The organism is Pirellulaceae bacterium, from assembly GCA_019636385.1.
GTDB lineage: Bacteria > Planctomycetota > Planctomycetia > Pirellulales > Pirellulaceae > Aureliella.
On record JAHBXT010000002.1, the window covers coordinates 311,475 to 332,655 of the forward strand.

Below are 21,181 nucleotides of genomic sequence, written 5' to 3' on the forward strand. Positions count from 1 at the left end.
CCAATAGCCGTTAGTCCATTTCGCCGTTGGCCACAGCCGCTTCGTAGGTGCGGTTTGAAGAGGGGTGTATCGAGCCGCAATTCTTCAGTGCCAGGCTGTACAATCGCCGACCATGCTCAGTCGGATAGTCGCCGGTAATGCAGGCCTGACACAGCCGATCTTGATCCAGATTGATAGCCCGAGCGATGGCACTGACCGGCAAATAACGCAATGATTCACACCCCAGCACCACCGCCATTTGAGCCTGGGCTTCGGGCGTGATCGTCGGGCCAGTCATGAACTGAGGCGCAAACAGCTCGTTTACGGTCGACATATCAATACCGTAAAAACATGGGGCGACGATGGGCGGACAGGCTACGCGGACGTGAATTTCACGGGCGCGCCCTAGGAGCCGAATTCGATCCAACAAAACTTTCATCGTCGTAGCGCGGACGATCGAATCCTCCACCAGGATGACCCGTTTGTCCTCTAGGACTTCGCGCAACGGGGTGTACTTGATCGAAGCTTTGGCCATGCGGGCTCGTCCACCTTCGATAAAGGTACGCCCACTGTAACGATTGCGAATCAGTCCCTCGCGACTGGGGATTCCCAGTTTATAGGCCATGGCATCGGCGGCCGCTTTACTCGTATCTGGTACAGGAACAATGACGGTATCGGCGTCCAGCGGCACGCGCCCTTCGGCTAGTTCCAACCGAGCCAATTCCTCACCCAACCGCGTCCGCGTGAGGTAGACACTGCGATCGTCCAAAGTGCTGGCGACGTTGGCGAAGTATATCCATTCGAAGAAACAGTGCGCTGATCGATCGGAACTTGCAAACTGCCTGATTTCAATCCCGCTCGGGCGTACTACGATCAAGTGGCCAGGTGGCAACGACTGAATGCTACTGGGTTCAAAGCCCAGATTCAACAGGGCCACGCTTTCGCTGGCAGCCGCGAACAGCGGGCCCTCTATGGCGTAAGCCATGGGTTTGATCCCCAACGGATCGCGAGCAACCAGCAGTTCACCCCGCGCGTTTAACAGCGCTAAGCTGTAGGCACCATCGAATTGTCGAGCCACTTGAGCGAACATGTCGCCAATGTCTTGGCTGGCAGGCCCCGCCGATAAGACTCGCCCTATCTCATGCATGATGATTTCGGTGTCGGTGTCCCGGGCCAAGTGATGCTCGCCTTCATGCAGCAATTTGGCTCGCAGTTGCGAATAATTGGCAAGTTGTCCGTTGAAGCAGAAGCTGAACCACTTGTGCTTGTGGATGTGCTGGCGTTCAAAAGGCTGTGCATAGTTGCGGTCGTCTTTGCCACAGGTAGCGTAGCGCACGTGACCAATGGCGGCTGAGCCAGCGTAGTCTTTCATCAAGGATTCGCACTTACCTCGGTGCGATAAGCGAAATACCTCGGCGACGGTGCCGATGTCCTTCATCGTGTCTAGAATGTTGGGTCGATCGGCGCAGTAGGACGTCATGCCCGCCGCTAACTGTCCTCGATTCTGAATGTCTTGTAGCATTCTCGGCAGTAGTCGCGAGACTTCAGTCGGTCCCTGCTCCGGGCTCATCGGGCTGGCATTGCCACCGGCCAAGTGATAAATAGCCGCAACGCCGCATTCGTGATGTAGTTCGCTCATCGTATTCCCTGGTTGGCTGCCGGTAGCGCCTCACAACATCGTGTTGTGAATGTCCGCTATTGTCCTCAGCTCACGCGCAGATGACAAGTCGCAGTTGCCGTCGGCGCGATGACAATTGGACAGTGTCAAATCTGTTTGGGTCGTCGTGCACGCGTTTCCGGCTAACTCGACTGTGAATGATTGTAAAGTGAATTTACACTAGAGACCCTAGCTGTCGGACCTACCAGATTCACTAATTCGGTAGATAATGCAGCGCAGCAGCCTGACTGCCTCGGTTTGGAGGCGGATTTGGGGAACAGCTCTGGACAGTGGCATGACCCCACGGTTCAAGCAAGGTTCTTCAATAATCACGGATCACCAGGAATCACGCTCCTCGGTTCACTTACCGAGGAAAGTGGTCAGAAGGCACACATGAATAGCTTGCCATCGCAGCGATCGTTGCTAACCAGCGCTGAAACGATTGTCGTCAAAGTCGGTTCCCGAGTGCTGTCCCATCAAGGTCGGCTGGACGAACAGCGAGTTCGTTCGCTGGCGCGCCAATTGGTGCAAGTAGCCGACATGAACAAGCAAGTTGTGTTGGTTAGTAGCGGAGCCGTGGCTTCTGGCATTGGCAAACTGGGCTTAGAGAAACGACCGGTTGATGTCCCCCAACTGCAAGCTGTTGCGGCTGTGGGCCAAGCGCATTTGATCCAAGCCTACGAGCGTTATTTTACAGAAATGGGGCGACATGCGGCTCAAATCCTGCTGATCGCCGACGACTTGGATGATCGGACGCGCTATCTAAACGTTCGTAACACGCTGCTGGCCTGCCTACAACTGGGACTGATCCCCGTCATCAATGAAAACGACACAGTTGCCATAGAAGAACTGCAAACGACGTTTGGAGATAATGATCGGCTGGCTGCCATGGTGGCTGGCGTGTTCTCGCGGCCAGCCCTGATTATCTTGAGCGATGTGGATGGGGTTTACGATCGCTCCCCGTCCGATTCCAACGCGCGAGTCGTCTCGCAATTTGATCAAGTCGACCAGTCAGTGTTGAATCTAGCATCAGCTCATCAGGCGGGGGTCAGCAAGGGCGGGATGGCCAGCAAATTGCGGGTGGCACAATTTGTCACACAAAGCGGCGCACCGGTGGTAATTGCTGGCGGCCGAATAGAAAACGTGTTGCCGCGATTGATGAATGGTGAGCCATTAGGGACGCTGTTTTTGCCGCGATCAGCGGGACTAACTCCTCGCAAACGATGGCTGGGCTTCTCGACTCAGCCTGCTGGTAGAATTCAAATTGACGCTGGTGCTGTGCGAGCCCTGCGCGTCCAAGGTTCCAGTTTGCTGCCGGTGGGAGTGACTGAGATAGTTGGCGGATTTGCCAAGGGAGAAGTCGTGTCGGTCATGTCTGACGATGGTGTCGAAGTGGCTCGCGGCCTGACCAATTACAACGATGCACAGCTGCGGCAAATTCGTGGGCTGAGAACTTGGCAGATTGAGGAGGTCTTAGGGCAATGTCCCTATGCCGAGGTAATCCACCGCGACAACATGACACTGTTGTAATAGTTCAGCGGTTTGGAACGGCGCATCCCGCCTGTCGTTATCTGGCAATCGTCTCTAGCGACCAGTTCAGAGCTTCACCGACCGAGCTAGTTTGCTATACTTGCCTGTATGAACTATCATTTACGTAGTTGACCCCTGCAGATGTCCGATGGAGGGAAGCGCCATGAGGCCGAGCCATCATATTGATCACCTTCTGAAAGAGTGGCCGTACGACTCGGATGATCCCGGCGTTCGCTTGATCAAGGGTGCTGATGGCCGCGATTTGATTCAGGTTCGATTGGACCTGGGGCTGCTGCAATTAGAGGTCACCGGCCGCCCAGACGGTACTCGGCCAGATGGTTTTCAAACGCTACTGGATAGCCTGACGCATCGTGAATTGGAATCTCCAGACTTTGAGCTGGACGAGGATTTGTGCGATGAAATTGACCGCGAATTCGTGCAGTTTTATCATCGACGAATCGCTTGGCTGCGATTGCAACGCTACGAAAATGCGGTTCGAGACGCCGATCATACGCTGGCGCTAATGGATTTCTGCCGCGAGCATTCGCCAGACGAAGATTGGACCATGCAGCATGAACAGCATCGAGCGTTTGTTCTGTTTCACCGGACTCAGGCCGCCGCGATCTTGGCCATCAACAGCGACCAAGCCGAGGGGGCGATTGAATTGATCGATATCGGCTTGGAAGAGATACGGTCCAGCTTTGAGGAGATGGGCTGGGAAGAGTTCTTTGAATCCGACGAGTTGGTTGAAAGGCTACAGGAGCTTCGGAAGACGCTCCGCAGCCAGTACTCAATTCCCAAGTCGCTTCAGGAGCAGCTCAACGAAGCTGTTCAGGCTGAACAGTACGAGTTGGCCGCAAGATTGCGAGACCAACTGGCTCGCCGTGACGTCTAGCACGCTTTCTGGCTTTTGTGCCAACAGCCTTTTCTGACACGCTGCGGTGCGATTTTGTCCCGCCTCTTAGCGCTTCAGATTGAAAAGAACGGCCACCAAAATGTCTGGCCCAAAATCAGCCACAGACCCCTCCTTGGGGTGGTGCTGTCTGGGAGGTTGAGGTTGTTTTGACCGGCACACAGGCGGGTCAAAAACTATCTTTTGGGGGGGCTGGCCGTGATTCTCTGGAATCCATTTGCGATCGCTCTAGTATTGGAGCAGACTGGTATCAGCACGGAGGCGAGTACACCTATGAAATCCAACAAATCGCCAATCTTGGCCCGTAATTATCTGCATTTTACGCTATGTCAAACGTCGACCGCGCATACAACAAAGTCCGCAACGAGCTGGCCGAAGTGGGTCTGCTGGCCGATGGCGTTTACTTGGATACTGTCGAGCTATGTGTGTCGGATGAAAAGAGCGGTGACGGCGAGTGTGGTTATGTGTTCGAACGCGTCGGTCACTATGCTAAGCGCGGCTACCGACCAGGGGTAATCTATCTGCCGCGTGATCTGCCGCACCACCCCTACACGCCGGGATCGACATTGGCCGATACCATCCGCCACGAATATGCCCATGCCTGGTTTTACTTGGATTCATCGCTATTCCGTCGGGAATGGTTTGCGCGCACTTTTGGCGCGGCGTATGCCAATCTTGATGCCCTGCCCTACCGCAATTGGCGTCGGCGGACACTTCGCAGTCGACACTATCTGTCCGGCAAGCAGCGCCGGCCAACGCCGGCGGCTCAGCAGGAATACTTGCATAAGCTGCAGCGACTACAGTTTATCTCAGACTATGCAGCGACCAGTGCCAGCGAAGACTTTGCCGAAACTTTTATGTACTACTTAAAATACCGCCGCACCTTGGAGCGATTTGCTAGTCGCCCGGTGGTCTATCAAAAGATCAAGATGGTGGAGCGCATTGTTGCATCGGCGGCTCGGCGCACGCGACAGTTCAGCCAGCGGACCCTCCGCTTTCGTTCGGCGTGATCCCTCTCACAGACTCAGTAGGGCAGGATTCTAGGCCTTGTTTGCCAGTTTTCATACTTCCGCAAACGGATGCCGCTAGTTATATTGTGCCGCCTTGCAAGTGCGTGCGGCTGCGTCAGTTCCAATCCAATGTATCAAGCCAAGAAGCGAGGGCTAATCAGTGACTTCCGGAAAATATCTGTTTACAAGTGAATCTGTCAGCATGGGCCACCCCGACAAGTTGGCCGACCGAATTTCGGACAGCGTACTGGATGCCATTTTGGAGCAAGACCCCAGCAGCCGGGTTGCCTGCGAAACATTAGTTACTACCGGGCTGGCGTTGATCGCTGGTGAAATTACCACCAAGGCGAATGTAAACTACGCCCGAGTCGTTCGACAGGCCATTCGTGAAGTCGGCTATACCGATGACGAGATGGGTATATCTGCCGATACGTGCAATGTGATGATTGCCCTGGGCGAACAGAGCCCAGACATCGCCATGGGCGTCAATGCTGACGCCACCTCTGGCAAGGAAATCGGAGCCGGTGATCAAGGATTGATGTTTGGCTTTGCGTGTAACGACACGGCCGAGCTGATGCCCATGCCGATTGCGCTTAGCCATCGAATCACCAATCGCCTGACTGAGGCTCGATTCTCCAAAGAAGTTGATTGGCTGCGCCCTGACAGCAAGAGCCAGGTTACTGTTCAATACGACGGCTTCAAGCCGGTGCGCATCGACACTGTGGTAGTCTCGACCCAACACAGTCCAAGCGTATCGTCAGAAGCCATTCGTGACTTTGTAGTCAACAAGGTCATCCTAGGCTGTTTGCCGCCCGAACTCGTGCAAGGTGACATCAAATACCACATCAACCCAACCGGCAAGTTCGTTGTCGGCGGACCTCAAGGCGATTGTGGTCTGACTGGTCGCAAGATCATCGTGGATACCTACGGTGGCTGGGGGCGTCACGGTGGCGGAGCCTTTAGCGGCAAGGATCCGACCAAAGTGGACCGCAGTGCTGCCTACATGGCTCGGCATGTCGCCAAATGTATAGTTGCAGCCGGGCTGGCTGACCGTTGCGAAGTTCAATTGGCGTATGCAATCGGTGTCACTGAACCGGTTAGCATTCATGTGGACACTCAAGGATCCGGCAAGATCAGCGATGAACGCATCTGCGAAGTTATTCGCAAGTTGTTCCCGCTTTCGCCAGGCGGAATTATCGACTACCTGCAACTGCGACGACCAATCTATCGAGCCACCAGCGCTGGTGGCCATTTCGGTCGCAACGAACCTGGATTTACCTGGGAAGCTACCGACAAGAAGGCTGCTGAACTCAAAAAGGCCGCTAGTTGATAGAATTGTGGGCCACTTAGCGCTGCGAGTATTTGCTGGTTCGCTTCGACGGTCAGGCCCATGAATTCAAATCAATACACGCGTTGGTGGATTTGCGGTGCGCTGGCCTGGTGGCTGATAAGCCTGGTTGCCTGGCTGCGAGTCTGGTTGGGTGAGCTGCAGCTGACGGCCCAGCCCAGTACGCTAACCTGTGTGTCACTGCTGGCAGTTGCTGTAGCCGCCACATTGCGCGGTCGGTTTCTGACGAATTTCGACCGCCACTCCAGCAGCCTGCGCTGTCTGGTGTGGTGGCTGGCTATTGGTTCGATGGTTAATTGGCTCGGGGCAATTTGTCTTAGCTCGTCGAGTCTAGTGGATTGCGTGCCTGCTTTCTTCATCGTCGTCGCCGCAGAATGGTTGATCACTGATCGAATCAGTTGCGGAGCAGTCAGGACCAACGCTTGGATTGGGGCCAAGGAACATGGCGCGACGGTTGTTGATGACGAGCTTAGCTCTCGGGCCGTCTACAGCAGTCCACCGTCTGGCCACGGTAGCAACGTGGATGTGGACAGCGCTCCATCATCTGGCGACGGTAGCGACCAAGTTGAGCCAGGTTGTACTGTTCGCCGTGTCGCAGAAGACGGGATTGACGCCGATGGTCAGCGCTACGTGTCTGGCGAGGCGTTCTTGGAGTGGTCGCATCAGCAAGACTCGCAAGTTGTAGTGGTTGGTTTCGTTCCGGCGTTCGAATCCATACCGGACATACAGTTCGAAATCGAGCCAGCAGAATTCTCTGGTCGCTGCCTAGCTGTGACGGTGTCGGGTATGAGAGTCCTCGTCAAACGAATTTCTCCAAGTACTTATGAGAACTGTACGCTGACGTGGTACGCGCTGGAAATTGGCCGTGAACAGGCAAACCAGCAATCCGAGATATCCAGATTGCCCCTGGCCTAATAACCATCCTGCAAAGTCGCAAGCCGGAGACTATAATTCAGGCTTACGATGGTGGGAGAGCTTTCTGATGTGTATGCGATTTGCCAGCCTTACTTTGGGTTGGGTCAGTTTGTGGATATTGAACTGCTGGGTGGCATTTGGCCAAGACGCACAGCAGTGGACCAGTCTGGACGGGAAGACTGTTTCAGGGCAGTTCCTGCGTTTGGATGACAAGGCGGTGGTCCTGCAACTGTCATCGGGCAAGCAGGTCACGGTCAAGCTCTCGGCGCTCAGCTTGGAGAGCCATCTGCAAGCTCTGAAGCTGGCCAATCCTGGGGCGTTTAGTAAGGAGCTGCTGCGCGCACCGATCGAAGTTCAGCCTCAGGTGCCGGCTGACCTGCTGAGTATTGAGGCGATTCTTGCTTCAAGCTTTTCTGAGAACCCAACGATCGATGCATTCCTGCAAGCCACCTGCAACCAGTGGCAGCGAGGCAATACGTTCGTCAATTGGCATGCGTTGCCACCCAAGATTCAGCGAGACATGGCGGCACACATCGCCGGGCACATGAACGCACTGGGGCCGTCTGGCTGCCAGCAGATGCGCACAGTGTTTGGCAGTCTAGCCAACATTGTTTCTAAGAAGAGCGACTGGGTCCTGGGCTCGCCGATGTTGCAGTCGCCAGTCGCCGGTGGACTGACCGTCGCTGAGTTGCACGAGCGTTGGCCCTCGGTGGTTGGCTACTGGCGAGCGATGGCCGACGAGTCCTTGTGGCACGCCGACAATTTTCAGTCTGATCGTATCGTTCCCTGGCTCGCCAACTTGTCGGTTGCAGCGGGATTTCTCAAACAGGTCGACCCGCGCTTGTATCAGGCTCGGTACGAAATTACCAGCCAGACGGCGGATCGCGCGCAGGCGCGGTTGACCGTCGGATTGCAGTCGGCCCACAGTCTGGACTTTCAAAAGTTTGGCAATATTTGGTTGGTGCCAGAAAAGATGAACCAGCTGCAGGCGGATATTGCCAAACACGCTACCCCGGAACTTCGCGCGCGATCTGCGAAAAAAATTCTAGAGATGCTGCAAGGACTACAGCCGCTGCTCAAACAATTGGAGCAGGCCAAATCTCAACAAGAGTTTCAGCAGTTGTTAGCGAATTTCAAGTTTCCGGGTTTTCCAGTGCCTTCAGCTATCGTACCAACGGAGTTTCTGGGCGATTGGGCTGGAGTACCTGGACTGGACGGAGCGCTACTCGGAATTTACGCCAATCCGTCGGATCGTTAATAGTGGTGGCGCATGCAGTTGGATTTAGACCGGACGATCGTCGCGATCAGTAGTCCCCTGTCGCCAGCTCGACGCGCCATCGTTCGTTTGAGCGGTGTGCGGACCCGTGAGCTGCTTCAGAAAGTGCTTGCGGAATGCGATTCGCCTAAAGTTCCACACCAAGACATGAATCAACAGCACTGCCAACCAGCTGCATTGGAGCAATTATGGCAGGCACAACACCCGAGCTATATTCAGGCATCTGCGGATTTGGATTGGCACGGTCGGCGGCTAGATGTTGGAGTATACTATTGGCCGACCCAGCGTAGCTTTACCGGGCAGCCCGTTGCTGAATTGCATCTGCTGGGTTCCCTGCCGCTAGCACAACGCTTGATGAATTGCTTTGTCAGCCTGGGCGCAAGTCCCGCTGAGCGCGGCGAGTTTGCACTCCGCAGCTTCCTGGCTGGCAAAATGGACTTGGTGCAGGCTGAAGCGGTGCTGGGTGTCATCCAGTCCGTGGATCGCGATCAGTTGCAATGGTCTCTGTCGCAATTGGGTGGCAATCTCAGTCAGCCAGTTCATGTGTTGCGCGCCGAGTTGTTGGAATTGATTTCACGACTAGAGGCTGGGCTAGATTTCGTGGAGGAAGATATTCAGTTCATCACGCCACAGGAGATTCATGAGCGGTTGACACGCGTTCTCGAACAGATCGAACAGTTGCGATCGCGACTGCAGTCGCGAGGCACTCCGCAACGCCAATTGGAAGTTGCTTTAGTGGGTCTGCCCAATGCAGGCAAGAGTTCCCTGTTTAACGCACTGCTCGAGCGCGAGCGAGCCATCGTTTCCAACCAGGCTGGGACGACGCGCGATGTAATCTCGGCACCGCTGGGCTTGGATGATATTACGCTTACCTTGGTTGACACGGCCGGATTAGAGCCCGATCTACCTGCAAGCCAACCCGCCGAGGCGAGTCCTCGATTGCTTGCACAGTCACATACGCGGCAGCGCTTGCAGACCTGCGACATTGCCCTGCTATGCGTTGACAGTAGCCACCCGCCGACGACAGCTTGGATCATACAGCAACGGCAGCAACTTGAGGCTGATCAATTGCGGGTACTGACCGTGGGTACCAAAGCGGATTTGTTAGGCGGACGACAGCCACATCTGCCCGTCGATATTGCCGTATCAGCCTATGCACCCGAATCGATCCAAGCACTGAGGGAATGTCTGCAAAGTTTAGCGTCGGCAGGATCTCAACATCAGTTCACGCAAGCGACTCTGCACACAGCCATTCGCTGCACTGAAGCTTTGCAGCACGCCCGTCAGTCCCTGCAGCACGCTCAATGGTTGAACCAGTCAGTGGCCGGCGACGAATTGGTGGCTAGTGAACTGCGCGTCGCTCTGGATGACTTGGCTGCCATGATTGGTCAGGTGCATAGCGATGATATCCTCGGCGAAGTCTTCAGTCGATTTTGCATCGGAAAGTAAATGTGAATTCGAGTGGGCTTGGCGGGTTGGGACGAGCGGGGCTGATGGAATCAGCATGCTAATGCCCTAGAATACGATGATATCTGCAATCGAGACTTGATTGCAGTGAGTAAGGCCTCGCGGCGGACCACGGCTTGCATGGGTATAATTTGACAACAATCGGTTACAGGAACTATGCATGGTTCAAGCGCAACCCCTTAAGTTAATGAGCAATACATCTCGATCAGCCAAATTCTGCTGGAGCACTCGACCTGTCTCAAGTTGTGCTACCCAAAAATTTGTTCGATTTGCCAGCCTCGGCCTGCTTGGATGGCTGACTCTGAGCATGTGGCCGGAACAGGCCCTATCTCAAGTGGCGTCTGAGGCAGCTAGGCAATCAGCCAAGGGAAGGAGTCAGCTCCAGCATCAGCATCCTGCCGATGGTTTCGAGCTTCTACATCCAAACAATCTAGTTGCTTGGTGCATCGTGCCTTTTGACTCTCAGAAACGGGGGCCGGCTGAACGATCGCAAATGCTGGTCGACTTGGGAATCCGCCGCTGTGCCTACGATTGGCGCGAGGAGCAGGTGCCGTCCTTCGAGGAGGAAATCCTGCAGTACCAGAAGCACGGAATCGAAATGACGGCCTTTTGGGGGCAGCATGAATTCGCTTTCGAGTTGTTTCAAAAGTACGATTTGCACCCGCAAATTTGGCAGATGATTGGTGATCCGGGCGGCGATGCAAATACGAAAGTCGAGCGTGCAGCCAAATCGCTGGTACCGTTGGCCCAACGAACCGAATCGCTTCAATTGCCATTGGCACTGTACAATCACATGGGTTGGGACGGTGAACCCGAGAACATGGTTGCGGTCTGTCAACGGCTTCATGCCTGGGGCTATACCCACGTGGGCATTGTTTACAATTTCCATCACGGACACGATCACATCGAACGTTGGCCGTCCGCACTGGCCAGCATGTTACCGTATCTGCTGTGCATCAACCTGAACGGAATGAACAACGCCGCGCAGCCGAAGATACTGAATATCGGCCAAGGCATGCACGAACGGGCGATGATTCAAACGCTTGTCGACAGTGGTTACTGTGGCCCAGTCGGAATTATTGATCACCGTCCAGAATTGGATGCCAAACAGGCGCTGCAGGAGAATTTAGCTGGGCTAAAGAGTCTGTCGCTCAATCCTAAATCAACCTCTGAAGCAACTCCGTTAAGTTCTTCGAGGTTCAAAGGTTTCATTCCGGAGTTTGCCAATCTGCGAGTCGACCAATTGATCGGTGACGCTGGACGGCGCGGCAGCGCAGATCGTGGTGCGGCAGTCTTCGCCAGCGATCATACTGCCTGCTTATCGTGCCACGCAGCGGCCGCTCCTGATGGCAGTTTACTTGGAGGCCAAATTGGTCCCGATCTTGCCCAGTGGCTCCCCACACGAACCCAAGCGCAGATCATCGAGTCGTTGTTGTGGCCCGAGCGGCAAGTAGCAGCAGACTATCAGCTTTGGCGAGTACTGACTGATGATGGCACGGTTCATACCGGCTATAAGCTCAGTCAGGATGCCCAGGCGATCCACGTACGCGATCTCGCGACTGGACAGGTTAACACTGTGGCAATTGAACAGGTTGAGGCGATGCAGGCTATGGGTACGCCGATGCCGCCCGAATTAACGTCCCGTTTAACTGGCCAGCAACAGTTGGACCTGATTGCCTACCTGTTTCAACTGAGGGACGGCCGCGGCCCCAGTCCTTCACAGTTGGATACATTCTCCAGCGCACCGCGCCATGGTCCAGCTAAGTTTCCGGTTGAAAAGTCTCCCCTCCAGCCAGCCAATTGGCCCTACCATACCGCGCATGTCAATCGAGGTCGCGTATATGACTTCTATACGAAGCAAGCCGAATATTTTCGGCAGTTGCCGGGCGTGCCACTCTTGTTGCAGGCTCATCCCGGTCTGGACGGCGGTGCCGACGGCCACTGGGGTAATCAGAGCGACAAGAACTGGGCCGATGGTCGCTGGAACCAGACGCAACTGGGCTCTGTGCAGTGCGGCGTATTTCATGGAGCGGAATTGACTATTGCCCGGGCTGTATGTGTACAACTGGGCGAGAATGGTGACCTGGCATGTTGCTATGACCCAGACACGCTCAGTTACCGTGCAATATGGTCCGGTGGTTTTGTGGGGTTCTCCGAGTTTCGCCACGGTTTTTTGGATGGCTTGCAAATGCAGGGCCAAATCGTGGCTGGGGCTCGACCGGTTCAGTTGGCCGACAGAACGCCCAACAGCCAAGCGAACGCGGACAATCCGAGTGACCACAAGACTGCGGGGAAGTACCTGGGTTTCTATCGAATTGGTCAGCGAGTTGCCTTTGCGGTGCAGATTGGTCAAGACGTTTATCTTGATTCACCGTGGCTCACAGACGACGGTCAATTCACTAATGAGTTGGCATTATTGGACCAGCATTCACTCGGGCCAGCCGCGCTGCGCGGTGGCGATCTGCAATGGCCGCAGGTTCTGGCAACCGAGATCATTTTGGGTCAACAGCGTCCCTTGGCAGTCGATATAATCCAGTTGCCTATCGACAATCCATGGCGCTCGCTGATGTTCTGTGCGGCACACGATTTTCTGCCTGATGGCAGCGCTCTGGTCAGTACAATGCAGGGCGATGTCTGGCATGTCAGCGGCCTGCATTCCAGTTCCAACCAAGCCCGATGGAAGCGGTTTGCTACCGGACTGCATCATCCGCTTGGATTGCTAGTTGACCAGCAGGGTATCTTCGTGCAGTGTCGCGACCACTTGGTACGCTTGGTCGATCATAATCAGGACGGCGAGGCAGATTACTATCAATGCTATAGCAACGCTCAAGTAACATCGGCGGCTGGCCACGATTTCATCTGCGGATTGCAGCGCGACGCTGATGGCAATTTCTATATGGCTTCAGGCAACCAAGGCGTGGTGCGCATCTCCTCGGACGGTCGGCAGGCTCAAATCGTGGCTGCCGGATTTCGCAATCCAGATGGCTTGGGCATTCTGCCAGATGGTACCCTAACGGTGCCCTGCTCCGAGGGCGATTGGACACCCGCTTCAATGATTTGCGCGATTCGTCCGGCCATGCAAAGACATACTGATCGAGTACCCCACTTTGGTTTTCGGGGGCCAATTGAAAATCGTCCTCCTGAACTGCCGTTAGCTTACCTGCCACGGGGATTGGACAATTCCAGCGGTGAACAGACAGCAGTGCCTTCAAATTGTTTTGGTCCGCTGGGCGGTAAGAGTCTTCACTGGTCTTTCGGGGCAGGCAGTTGGTTTACACTGCTGGTCGACGAAGTGGATGGGCAGTTGCAAGGTGCAGTAGTACCGATGGCCGGTGAATTCTTGTCAGGAGTTCACCGAGGACGATTCTCGCCCGCCGACGGGCAGTGCTACGTTAGCGGTATGGCTGGCTGGGGTACCTACACCAAAGATGATGGTTGCTTCCAGAGAATTCGCTACACTGGCGACAACTTTCAACAGCCAGTCGGATTTCACGTTCATCGCAATGGCGTGGTGGTTGAATTTGCCTTGCCGCTGGATGCGGAGGTAGCGACGGATGTCAGCAGTCATTTCGCACAGGCTTGGAACTACCGTTACAGCGGAGCTTACGGATCACCCGAGTTGTCGCCGTCGCATCCCGGAGTTGCCGGGCATGATCCCCTGACGATCATCGGAGCGCACCCAATTGCCACGAATCGCTTGTTCCTGGAGATGCCGGATCTACAGCCCGTCAGCCAGCTCCATTTGCGAATGCACGTCAATCTGGCTGATAGCGTTTTGACCACCAGTCCCGTTGGCGCTGGCCACGATTTGTTCATAACGGTGCATCGTCTGGATCAAGATTTTGCCGACTATCCAAGCTACGCGCCGATCGAGAAGACGATCGCAGCCCATCCATTGTTGGTAGATATGGCACAGACTGCGGCTATACCCAAAAATCGCTGGTTGCAAAAGCGATCTGAGGACGCCCAGAAAATCGTCGTGAAAACAGGGAAGAATTTGACTTTTCAGCAGGCTGAGATTCACGTGCTGGCCGGGCAGGAGTTGGCCCTTACATTGTCAAATCCTGATGTGGTACCGCACAATTGGGTGTTGGTTCGACCCGGTCAACTGCAGGCGGTAGGCACACTTGCCAATCAGTTGATTGCCAGTCCCGATGCCTACGCGCGACACTACATTCCCGAATCGCCAGCGGTGATTGTGCATACCGATGTCGTCCCACCGGAAAGTCGTCAGACAATTCATTTTCAAGCACCGGATGAGCCGGGGCGGTATCCGTATCTATGTACTTTTCCAGGACACTGGATGGTGATGAATGGTGTACTGGTAGTCGAGTAATTTGTTGTGGAGTTCTCAAGATAGAGTAACCGTTGAGATGACTCGTCGGGGAGCAACCGAAGCTGGTCTGAGATAGCTCGGGCGTGACACTGGGACAGAAGCATGCCTGGTAAGCACATATAGCATGCGGCTGGCGACAAAGCGCGTTCAATTGCAATGAACCTGGGGATGCGGCGGCCTGCCACAGGCGTGATCAGGATTTGGTGTCAGTGAGGTTAAGGAATTTACGTCGGCGACTCACTGAAATTGGTCAGTTTGTGGCGCAGAAACTGCCCCGTCAGACTATGCGTCTGACTGGCAATCTGCGCTGGAGTACCAGTAGCCACAATGCGCCCCCCCATTTTGCCGCCATCAGGACCAAGGTCGATAAGCCAATCGCAGCTTGCGATGACGTCTAAATTATGTTCGGTGACGATGACGGTGTTGCCGCGGCTGACTAGGTCATTGAGTACCATGATGAGGCGTTTGATATCCTCAAAGTGCAGGCCCGATGTGGGCTCGTCCAGAATGTAAATCGTCTGACCGGTTTCGGGACGTGCTAGTTCGGTAGCCAGTTTGATTCGCTGAGCTTCCCCGCCAGATAGCGTTGCAGAATTCTGGCCGAGCGCCACGTAGCCGAGCCCCACTTGCTGCAGTGTAGTAAGTAGTCGATGTATCTTCTCGAAGTTGCAAAAGAACTCAGCCGCCTGGTCGACGGACATATTCAATATGTCAGCGATGCTGCGCTGGCGGTAGCGCACTTGCAGAGTCTGGCGGTTATAACGTTGCCCTTGACAGGCCGAGCAAGTGACAAACAGATCGGGCAAAAAATTCATTTCGATTTTTTCTTGCCCTTGTCCCTGACACTTTGGGCAGCGCCCCGTACCGGCCTTGAAACTAAAGCGACCCGCTGTATATCCGCGGCTCTTGGAGTCGCGCGTGTTGGCCCAGAGCTGGCGGATGAGATCCCATGCGCCGCAGTAAGTGGCGGGGGTACTGCGTGGCGAACGTCCAATGGGAGCTTGGGTCAGTTCAATGAGTTTATCGACGTGTTGTACGCCGGTTAGTTTGGTATACGGTCCGGGTCGAGCGGCTGGGGCTTGTCCAAGTTCGCGCAGGATCGCGGGTACCAGGGTCTGGCTTATCAGCGAACTCTTGCCACTGCCACTGACCCCGGTAATGCCGACGAGCAATCCCAGCGGTATTTCGACCGATACGCTGTCCAAATTGTGCAGGATTGCACCGCTCAATCGCAGCTTCTTGGATTTGGCTATGGACCTTACCGAGCGATTTTCAGTGACTTGGCGCTCGCCGCGCAGGTACGCACCCGTCAGCGATCGCGGATCCGCCGTTACTTCGGTAGGCGTCCCGGCTGCGATTACCATTCCACCTTGCGGCCCGGCTCCAGGGCCCATATCGACCAACATGTCGGCGGCCCGCATCATGGCTTCGTCGTGCTCGACAACAATCACCGTATTGCCTTGAGCCTGTAATTGTCGTAGCGATTGAATCAGTCGATCGTTATCGCGCGGGTGCAGGCCAATGGATGGCTCATCCAGAATGTAGCATACGCCCACCAGGCCGCTGCCGATACATGTTGCCAGTCGCACACGCTGCAATTCACCTCCACTGAGTGAATCGGCGGGGCGATCAAGCGTCAAATATCCGACTCCAACTTGCACTAAGAATCGCAGGCGATGTAGCATTTCGCCGAGGATGGGGCGAGCGACGGGCAGCGTCTCTTCATCCCACTTGAGACATTCCAACCAGGCCAGCAGTTCCATAATGTTCTTGGCCACAATGTCCGCGATGGAACAATCATGCAACTTCACCGCCAGTGCCTCGGGTCGCAAACGCGCTCCCTTGCAAGCACTGCAGGTTTGCGGCGTATCTGTCGGCTCCACTCGCTCTTCAGCGTTCGTTCCGACCTGTTGAACAATCTGACCCATGCCATGGCAGTCTGGGCAAGCACCGTATGGGCTGTTGAAACTAAAGGTCCGCGGCTCCAGTTCTTCAAAGCTGGCACCGCAGCTCGCGCAGGCAAAGCGCGAACTGAACAAGCGCTCCTGCCAGTCTTGCGGCGCATCGGACTTAGACGATTTCCCTGGTAGATAACTGATCGACACCAGACCATGAGCCAACTGGAGCGCGATGGCTACCGATTCAGAGAGCCGCTGGTCGCTGCCGGAGCCGAGTACAATTCTGTCCACAACCGCTTCTATAGTGTGATTCTGGCGAGGGTTAAGTTCTGGAACCGCTTCGATATCCAGCAGGTCGCCGTCCACCCTCACACGAATCAGGCCAGCTTGTTGTATCGCCCGCAATTCATCCCGATGACCACCGCGACGTCCCCGCACGACCGGAGCCAGTACGACTAACTTCGTTCCAGCAGGCAGTTGGAGAATCGACTGCACGATCTGCTGCTGGCTTTGCTGCTGAATGTTCTGTCCACATTTGAAGCAGTAGGGCGTAGCAGCACGGGCCATCAGCAGTCGCAGGTAGTCATACACCTCGCTGACAGTGGCAACTGTGCTGCGCGGGCCAGCGGTGGTGCTACGCTGGTCGATACACAGCGTTGGTTGCAGCCCGTGAACGCCATCCACATCGGGTCGCGGTAATGGATTCAAGTACTGTCGTGCATAAGTCGACAAGCTTTCGATGTACTGCCGCTGTCCCTCAGCGAAAAGTGTGTCAAAGGCCAGGCTACTCTTGCCGCTACCACTCACTCCGGTAATCACGGTCAATTGATTGTGTGGAATGTGCAACGTGACATTACGCAGATTGTGCGTGCGTGCACCTTCAATTGTTATGTGTGCTACCGGGTTGACGACAAGGTCAGAAGCCATGAGATTGTCTGCGCGCAACCGTTAGTCCTCGGAGTGCTCCAAGTCATCGGAACGGCGTTCATGACCACCGCCGAAGACGTCATCATCATCATCTTCGTCTTCATCGTTAGCCAATGGGATCGACTCGTGGCGCCGCTTGAGCATTTCCACTTCGTTGCCACATCCGTGATAGTGGACCTCCGACATCATTTGTCGAATCAACAACACGCCGCGACCATGAACACACTCCAGTCGCGAATCCTCGCGAGGGTCAGGCACTTTGTCCAAGCAAAAGCCGTTTCCTTCATCCTTAAATCGCATATAGACTCGGTCCGGCGATACTCGCAACTCTATCTCGACATGCTTGTTGCCGTCTTGTTTATTGCCGTGAGTCACGGCGTTGACCAAAGCTTCTTCACTGGCCATTTGCACGTGAAAAAGATCGCGACCATCCCACCCCGAGTCTTGCAGCGCGCGATTAAAGATATCCAAGTATTGATGGGCGATTGGGAGCGTGCTGGGAATGCGTTCATGCAGACTCCACGTCCATGGCGAATCAGACATAAACGGGTTCCGTCAGGAGTGATCGTTTCTGATGAGGCTCCAAGCACTGAAGCGTCAAGCACTGCAAGTCAGTCATGCGACACGCACCATGCAAGGGCGAATTATGTTGTCACGCCATAGGCCTTGATAGCATCCGCTTCCGATTTGCGGATGTCAAAAATCTTATGCAGTCGTAGCATTTTGAAGGCTTCCAGAATTTCGGCTCGTAGTCCCGTAATACGCAGGATACCGCCGACGTTTTTAGCTTCCTGATTCAACTGAATCAGTTTGTTAAAAGCTGCTGAGGATAAGAATTCGACGCCCTCGAAGTTCAGCAAGATATTCTTCAGGTGCTGGACTTTGACCAGAGATACCATCTCGTCCCCGATGGCCTCTATATTGCCGGCGTCCACAATCCGCTTCTCCTTGAAGCGCACGATGGTGACACCGTTGACTGTATTGGTAATCAAGCTTGGCATGGTGATTTAGCTGGTGCAGGATGACAATTGTGAATTAAATCCGAATTGACTTGACGAGGTTGGCGACCTTATTGGCCCCGACAATTGGGGTGTTCGAATCTCCAAGCCTTTATGCTAAGTCATCCCTGCACACCTAGCAAGCGATCGAGCTGTGTTATTCTGCCAAGCGACCGCATAATCTGCGGAGATGGAGCTAGATTCTTGTGGTTTGGCATCCTATTTTCAAAGTAAGGGCCATACTGGCTGTAGTCAGCCAGAATGGCATTCTCGCACAGTCGCAAGGAGACAGTGGTGGCTTTTCGATTTGACAAACTGACAGTCAAGGCTCAAGAAGCGCTTGCCGCAGCGCAAAGCAAGGCGGCCGAATTGGCGAATCCAGAATTAGATGCGTTACATCTCTTGGAATCGCTCATGAGCGACCGCGAGGGAATCGTTGGCCACCTGTTGAAGAAAATTGGGGGAGCGCGCGAGCAGATACTGGGACTGGTGGATTCTGAAATTAAGCGACTACCACGCGCTCAGGGCGGTCGCGAACCGCAACTCAGCAGCGGCCTGCGAGCTGCTCTGGAAGCCGCTGCCAAAGCGGCCGATACGATGAAAGACGAGTACGTCAGCACCGAGCACCTATTTCTTGGTCTGCTGCAATCAGCCAGCAAAGCCAAAGATCTGCTGAGTATCAATGGCATCGATGAAGATGATGTACTCAAAGCCCTCCAAGCATTACGCGGTAGTGCGCGAGTTTCAGATCAGAATCCAGAGGGTAAATTCAATGCGTTGGAAAAGTACGGCATCGACCTGATCCGCCAAGCGCAGCAAAATAAGATCGATCCGGTCATTGGTCGTGACGAAGAGATTCGGCGAGTCATTCAGGTGTTGTCACGACGCACCAAAAACAATCCGGTCCTGATCGGCGAGCCAGGTGTTGGCAAGACGGCAATTGTAGAGGGGTTGGCGCTGCGCATTGTTCAAGGCGACGTACCACAGAGTTTGAAAGACAAGCGAGTCATCGCGCTCGATATGGGGGCTTTAGTGGCCGGCACCAAGTATCGCGGCGAATTCGAAGAGCGTTTAAAAGCCGTGCTCCGCGAGATTAAAGATGCAGAAGGCCGAGTAATCTTGTTTATCGACGAACTGCACACCGTAGTAGGTGCCGGAGCTGCCGAGGGCGGTAGTGACGCAGCGAATCTACTGAAACCTGAATTGGCACGCGGTAGTCTGCGCTGTATTGGAGCAACCACCCTCGACGAGTATCGCAAATATATTGAAAAAGACGCCGCGCTGGAGCGTCGCTTCCAGCCGGTCTATGTCGGCGAACCGAGCGTTGAAAGCACCATCGCTATCTTGCGTGGGCTTAAATCGCGTTACGAGGCGCACCACGGTATCAAGATTCGTGACTCAGCATTGGTAGCCGCCGCGAATCTGTCCAATCGCTACATTGGCGATCGGTTTTTGCCCGACAAGGCGATCGATCTGGTGGACGAGGCGGCTAGTCGCCTGGCCATGGAGCGCGAGAGCGTGCCGGCAGAGATCGACCAGGTACAGCGCCGATTGCGGCAACTGGAACTGGCTCAGCGACAGCTCACGGAGGAGGGCGACGAGTCGCTACAGGACCAACTGGAGCCGATCGAGCAAGAGATGCAGTCGCTGCAGCGCGAATTGGCCAGCTTGCGTGAACAGTGGGAAGCGGAGAAGCTGGGCATGAGTGACGTGCACTCGATGCGCCAGCAGTTGGATCAACTGGATGTCCAATTTCAGCAGTTAGACGCAGGGATTCGCGACAAACAACGTACTGGATCACCGGTTCCCGAAAGCGATTACCAGCAGCTTTTCCAACTCGACAAGCAGCGTTCCGCTCTATCCGCTCAGATTGAGTTAGCGGAAGAGAAAGGTGGTGAGGCGGGTCAGAGTGAAAAACCAAAGCTGTTGCGCACAGAAGTAACGGCTGATGAGATCGCCAACGTGGTTAGCCATTGGACAGGTGTGCCTGTCTCACGAATGATGGAAACCGAGCGGGCCAAGCTGCTAGTGATGGAGGAGCGATTGCACCAACGCGTCATCGGCCAGAATGATGCGGTAACGGCAGTTTCTAACGCGGTGCGTCGTAGCCGTAGCGGATTGCAAGATCCCAATCGCCCAATCGGATCGTTCTTGTTTTTGGGTCCGACAGGCGTAGGCAAGACAGAACTGTGCAAGGCACTGGCTCAGGTCATGTTTGACGATGACCAGGCCATGGTCCGCATCGACATGAGCGAATTCATGGAACGCCACAGCGTTAGTCGACTGATCGGGGCCCCTCCCGGATACGTAGGCTATGAGGAGGGCGGCAAATTGACCGAAGCCGTTCGGCGCCGACCTTACAGTGTGATCCTGTTAGATGAAATGGAAAAGGCACATCCTGATGTCTTTAACGTGCTGTTGCAAGTCTTGGACGATGGGCGACTGACCGATGGACAGGGACGCACAGTCGATTTCACCAATACCGTGGTGGTTATGACTAGCAACGTGGGTAGCCAAGTCATCCAGCGACTAACCAGCGAAGGCGCTAGTCATGAGGAAGTGAGCGATGCCGTCCATGAAGCGCTGAGGGCAAAGTTTTTGCCCGAGTTCCTGAATCGCATTGATGAAACAATCTTGTTCCACCCATTGGGCAAACAAGAGATTCACAAGATTGTCAAACTGCAACTAGAGCATCTGCGCCGACAGCTACAAGATCGACAGATTGAACTTGAGGTGACTCCACAGGCTATCGACCACATTGCCAGCGATGGCTACGACCCGGCTTATGGAGCGCGACCACTGAAGCGCGTCATTCAGCGCGAAATTCAGAATCCGCTGGCAACGGAACTGCTTAAAGGTCACATCGACGAAGGCGGCAAAGTGGTCATTGATCTTCAAGGCGACCAAATCGTTTTTCGTTGATCATA

Annotated in this window: 13 protein-coding genes; 9 read left to right on the top strand and 4 right to left on the bottom strand. The window is 54.8% G+C overall.

Going from position 1 to position 21,181, the window contains the following annotated elements; genetic code table 11:
* Positions 1-10: 10 nt before the first annotated feature.
* A complete protein-coding gene (locus tag KF752_06970; GenBank protein ID MBX3421283.1) occupies positions 11-1,618 on the bottom strand; it encodes an amidophosphoribosyltransferase in 1,608 nt (535 codons plus the stop codon).
* A 411-nt stretch (positions 1,619-2,029) separates the two neighbouring features.
* Here KF752_06970 and proB point away from each other — a divergent pair, with 411 nt between their 5' ends.
* The 8 genes from proB to KF752_07010 all read left to right on the top strand — a co-directional run bounded on the left by proB (position 2,030) and on the right by KF752_07010 (position 14,431).
* Positions 2,030-3,166, top strand: a complete 1,137-nt coding sequence (gene proB, locus KF752_06975; GenBank protein MBX3421284.1) for a glutamate 5-kinase — start codon at positions 2,030-2,032, stop codon at positions 3,164-3,166.
* A 163-nt stretch (positions 3,167-3,329) separates the two neighbouring features.
* Positions 3,330-4,061, top strand: a complete 732-nt coding sequence (locus KF752_06980) for a UvrB/UvrC motif-containing protein (protein MBX3421285.1) — start codon at positions 3,330-3,332, stop codon at positions 4,059-4,061.
* A gap of 344 nt (positions 4,062-4,405) precedes the next feature.
* Positions 4,406-5,089 carry a hypothetical protein gene (locus tag KF752_06985; GenBank protein ID MBX3421286.1) on the top strand — a complete coding sequence of 228 codons (684 nt, stop codon included), beginning with the start codon at positions 4,406-4,408 and terminating at the stop codon, positions 5,087-5,089.
* Between the two features lie 160 nt (positions 5,090-5,249).
* Positions 5,250-6,419 carry a methionine adenosyltransferase gene (gene metK, locus KF752_06990; GenBank protein MBX3421287.1) on the top strand — a complete coding sequence of 390 codons (1,170 nt, stop codon included), beginning with the start codon at positions 5,250-5,252 and terminating at the stop codon, positions 6,417-6,419.
* A gap of 60 nt (positions 6,420-6,479) precedes the next feature.
* Entirely contained in the window at positions 6,480-7,352 is an 873-nt protein-coding gene (locus KF752_06995) for a hypothetical protein (GenBank protein MBX3421288.1), read from the top strand.
* Between the two features lie 67 nt (positions 7,353-7,419).
* Positions 7,420-8,610, top strand: coding sequence for a hypothetical protein (locus KF752_07000; GenBank protein ID MBX3421289.1), 1,191 nt, complete (start codon positions 7,420-7,422; stop codon positions 8,608-8,610).
* Positions 8,611-8,982: 372 nt separating this feature from the next.
* Positions 8,983-10,077 (top strand): 50S ribosome-binding GTPase, encoded by a 1,095-nt coding sequence (locus KF752_07005; protein ID MBX3421290.1) that lies wholly within the window; start codon positions 8,983-8,985, stop codon positions 10,075-10,077.
* A 325-nt stretch (positions 10,078-10,402) separates the two neighbouring features.
* Positions 10,403-14,431, top strand: a complete 4,029-nt coding sequence (locus KF752_07010; protein MBX3421291.1) for a heme-binding domain-containing protein — start codon at positions 10,403-10,405, stop codon at positions 14,429-14,431.
* Positions 14,432-14,655: 224 nt separating this feature from the next.
* Here the strand turns inward: KF752_07010 and uvrA are convergent, their stop codons facing one another.
* The 3 genes from uvrA to KF752_07025 form a co-directional block, all read right to left on the bottom strand.
* Positions 14,656-17,256 (bottom strand): excinuclease ABC subunit UvrA, encoded by a 2,601-nt coding sequence (gene uvrA / locus KF752_07015; GenBank protein MBX3421292.1) that lies wholly within the window; start codon positions 17,254-17,256, stop codon positions 14,656-14,658.
* Positions 17,257-17,277: 21 nt separating this feature from the next.
* Entirely contained in the window at positions 17,278-17,799 is a 522-nt protein-coding gene (locus KF752_07020) for an ATP-binding protein (GenBank protein MBX3421293.1), read from the bottom strand.
* 101 nt (positions 17,800-17,900) lie between these two features.
* Positions 17,901-18,257: an STAS domain-containing protein gene (locus tag KF752_07025; protein ID MBX3421294.1), complete on the bottom strand. Its 357-nt coding sequence runs from the start codon at positions 18,255-18,257 to the stop codon at positions 17,901-17,903.
* Between the two features lie 258 nt (positions 18,258-18,515).
* On the opposite strand from KF752_07025, the gene clpB reads away from it, so the two are divergent.
* Positions 18,516-21,176, top strand: a complete 2,661-nt coding sequence (clpB, locus tag KF752_07030; GenBank protein MBX3421295.1) for an ATP-dependent chaperone ClpB — start codon at positions 18,516-18,518, stop codon at positions 21,174-21,176.
* The last annotated feature ends 5 nt before the right edge of the window (positions 21,177-21,181 follow it).

What these genes read in the sequence shown, in the direction of transcription:
- KF752_06970 (MBX3421283.1), bottom strand. Translation starts at nt 1,618, where the DNA reads ATGAGCGAACTACATCACGAATGCGGCGTTGCGGCTATTTATCACTTG.
- proB (MBX3421284.1), top strand. Translation starts at nt 2,030, where the DNA reads ATGAATAGCTTGCCATCGCAGCGATCGTTGCTAACCAGCGCTGAAACG.
- KF752_06980 (MBX3421285.1), top strand. Translation starts at nt 3,330, where the DNA reads ATGAGGCCGAGCCATCATATTGATCACCTTCTGAAAGAGTGGCCGTAC.
- KF752_06985 (MBX3421286.1), top strand. Translation starts at nt 4,406, where the DNA reads ATGTCAAACGTCGACCGCGCATACAACAAAGTCCGCAACGAGCTGGCC.
- KF752_06995 (MBX3421288.1), top strand. Translation starts at nt 6,480, where the DNA reads ATGAATTCAAATCAATACACGCGTTGGTGGATTTGCGGTGCGCTGGCC.
- KF752_07000 (MBX3421289.1), top strand. Translation starts at nt 7,420, where the DNA reads ATGTGTATGCGATTTGCCAGCCTTACTTTGGGTTGGGTCAGTTTGTGG.
- KF752_07005 (MBX3421290.1), top strand. Translation starts at nt 8,983, where the DNA reads ATGAATTGCTTTGTCAGCCTGGGCGCAAGTCCCGCTGAGCGCGGCGAG.
- KF752_07010 (MBX3421291.1), top strand. Translation starts at nt 10,403, where the DNA reads ATGTGGCCGGAACAGGCCCTATCTCAAGTGGCGTCTGAGGCAGCTAGG.
- uvrA (MBX3421292.1), bottom strand. Translation starts at nt 17,256, where the DNA reads ATGGCTTCTGACCTTGTCGTCAACCCGGTAGCACACATAACAATTGAA.
- KF752_07020 (MBX3421293.1), bottom strand. Translation starts at nt 17,799, where the DNA reads ATGTCTGATTCGCCATGGACGTGGAGTCTGCATGAACGCATTCCCAGC.
- KF752_07025 (MBX3421294.1), bottom strand. Translation starts at nt 18,257, where the DNA reads ATGCCAAGCTTGATTACCAATACAGTCAACGGTGTCACCATCGTGCGC.
- clpB (MBX3421295.1), top strand. Translation starts at nt 18,516, where the DNA reads ATGGCATTCTCGCACAGTCGCAAGGAGACAGTGGTGGCTTTTCGATTT.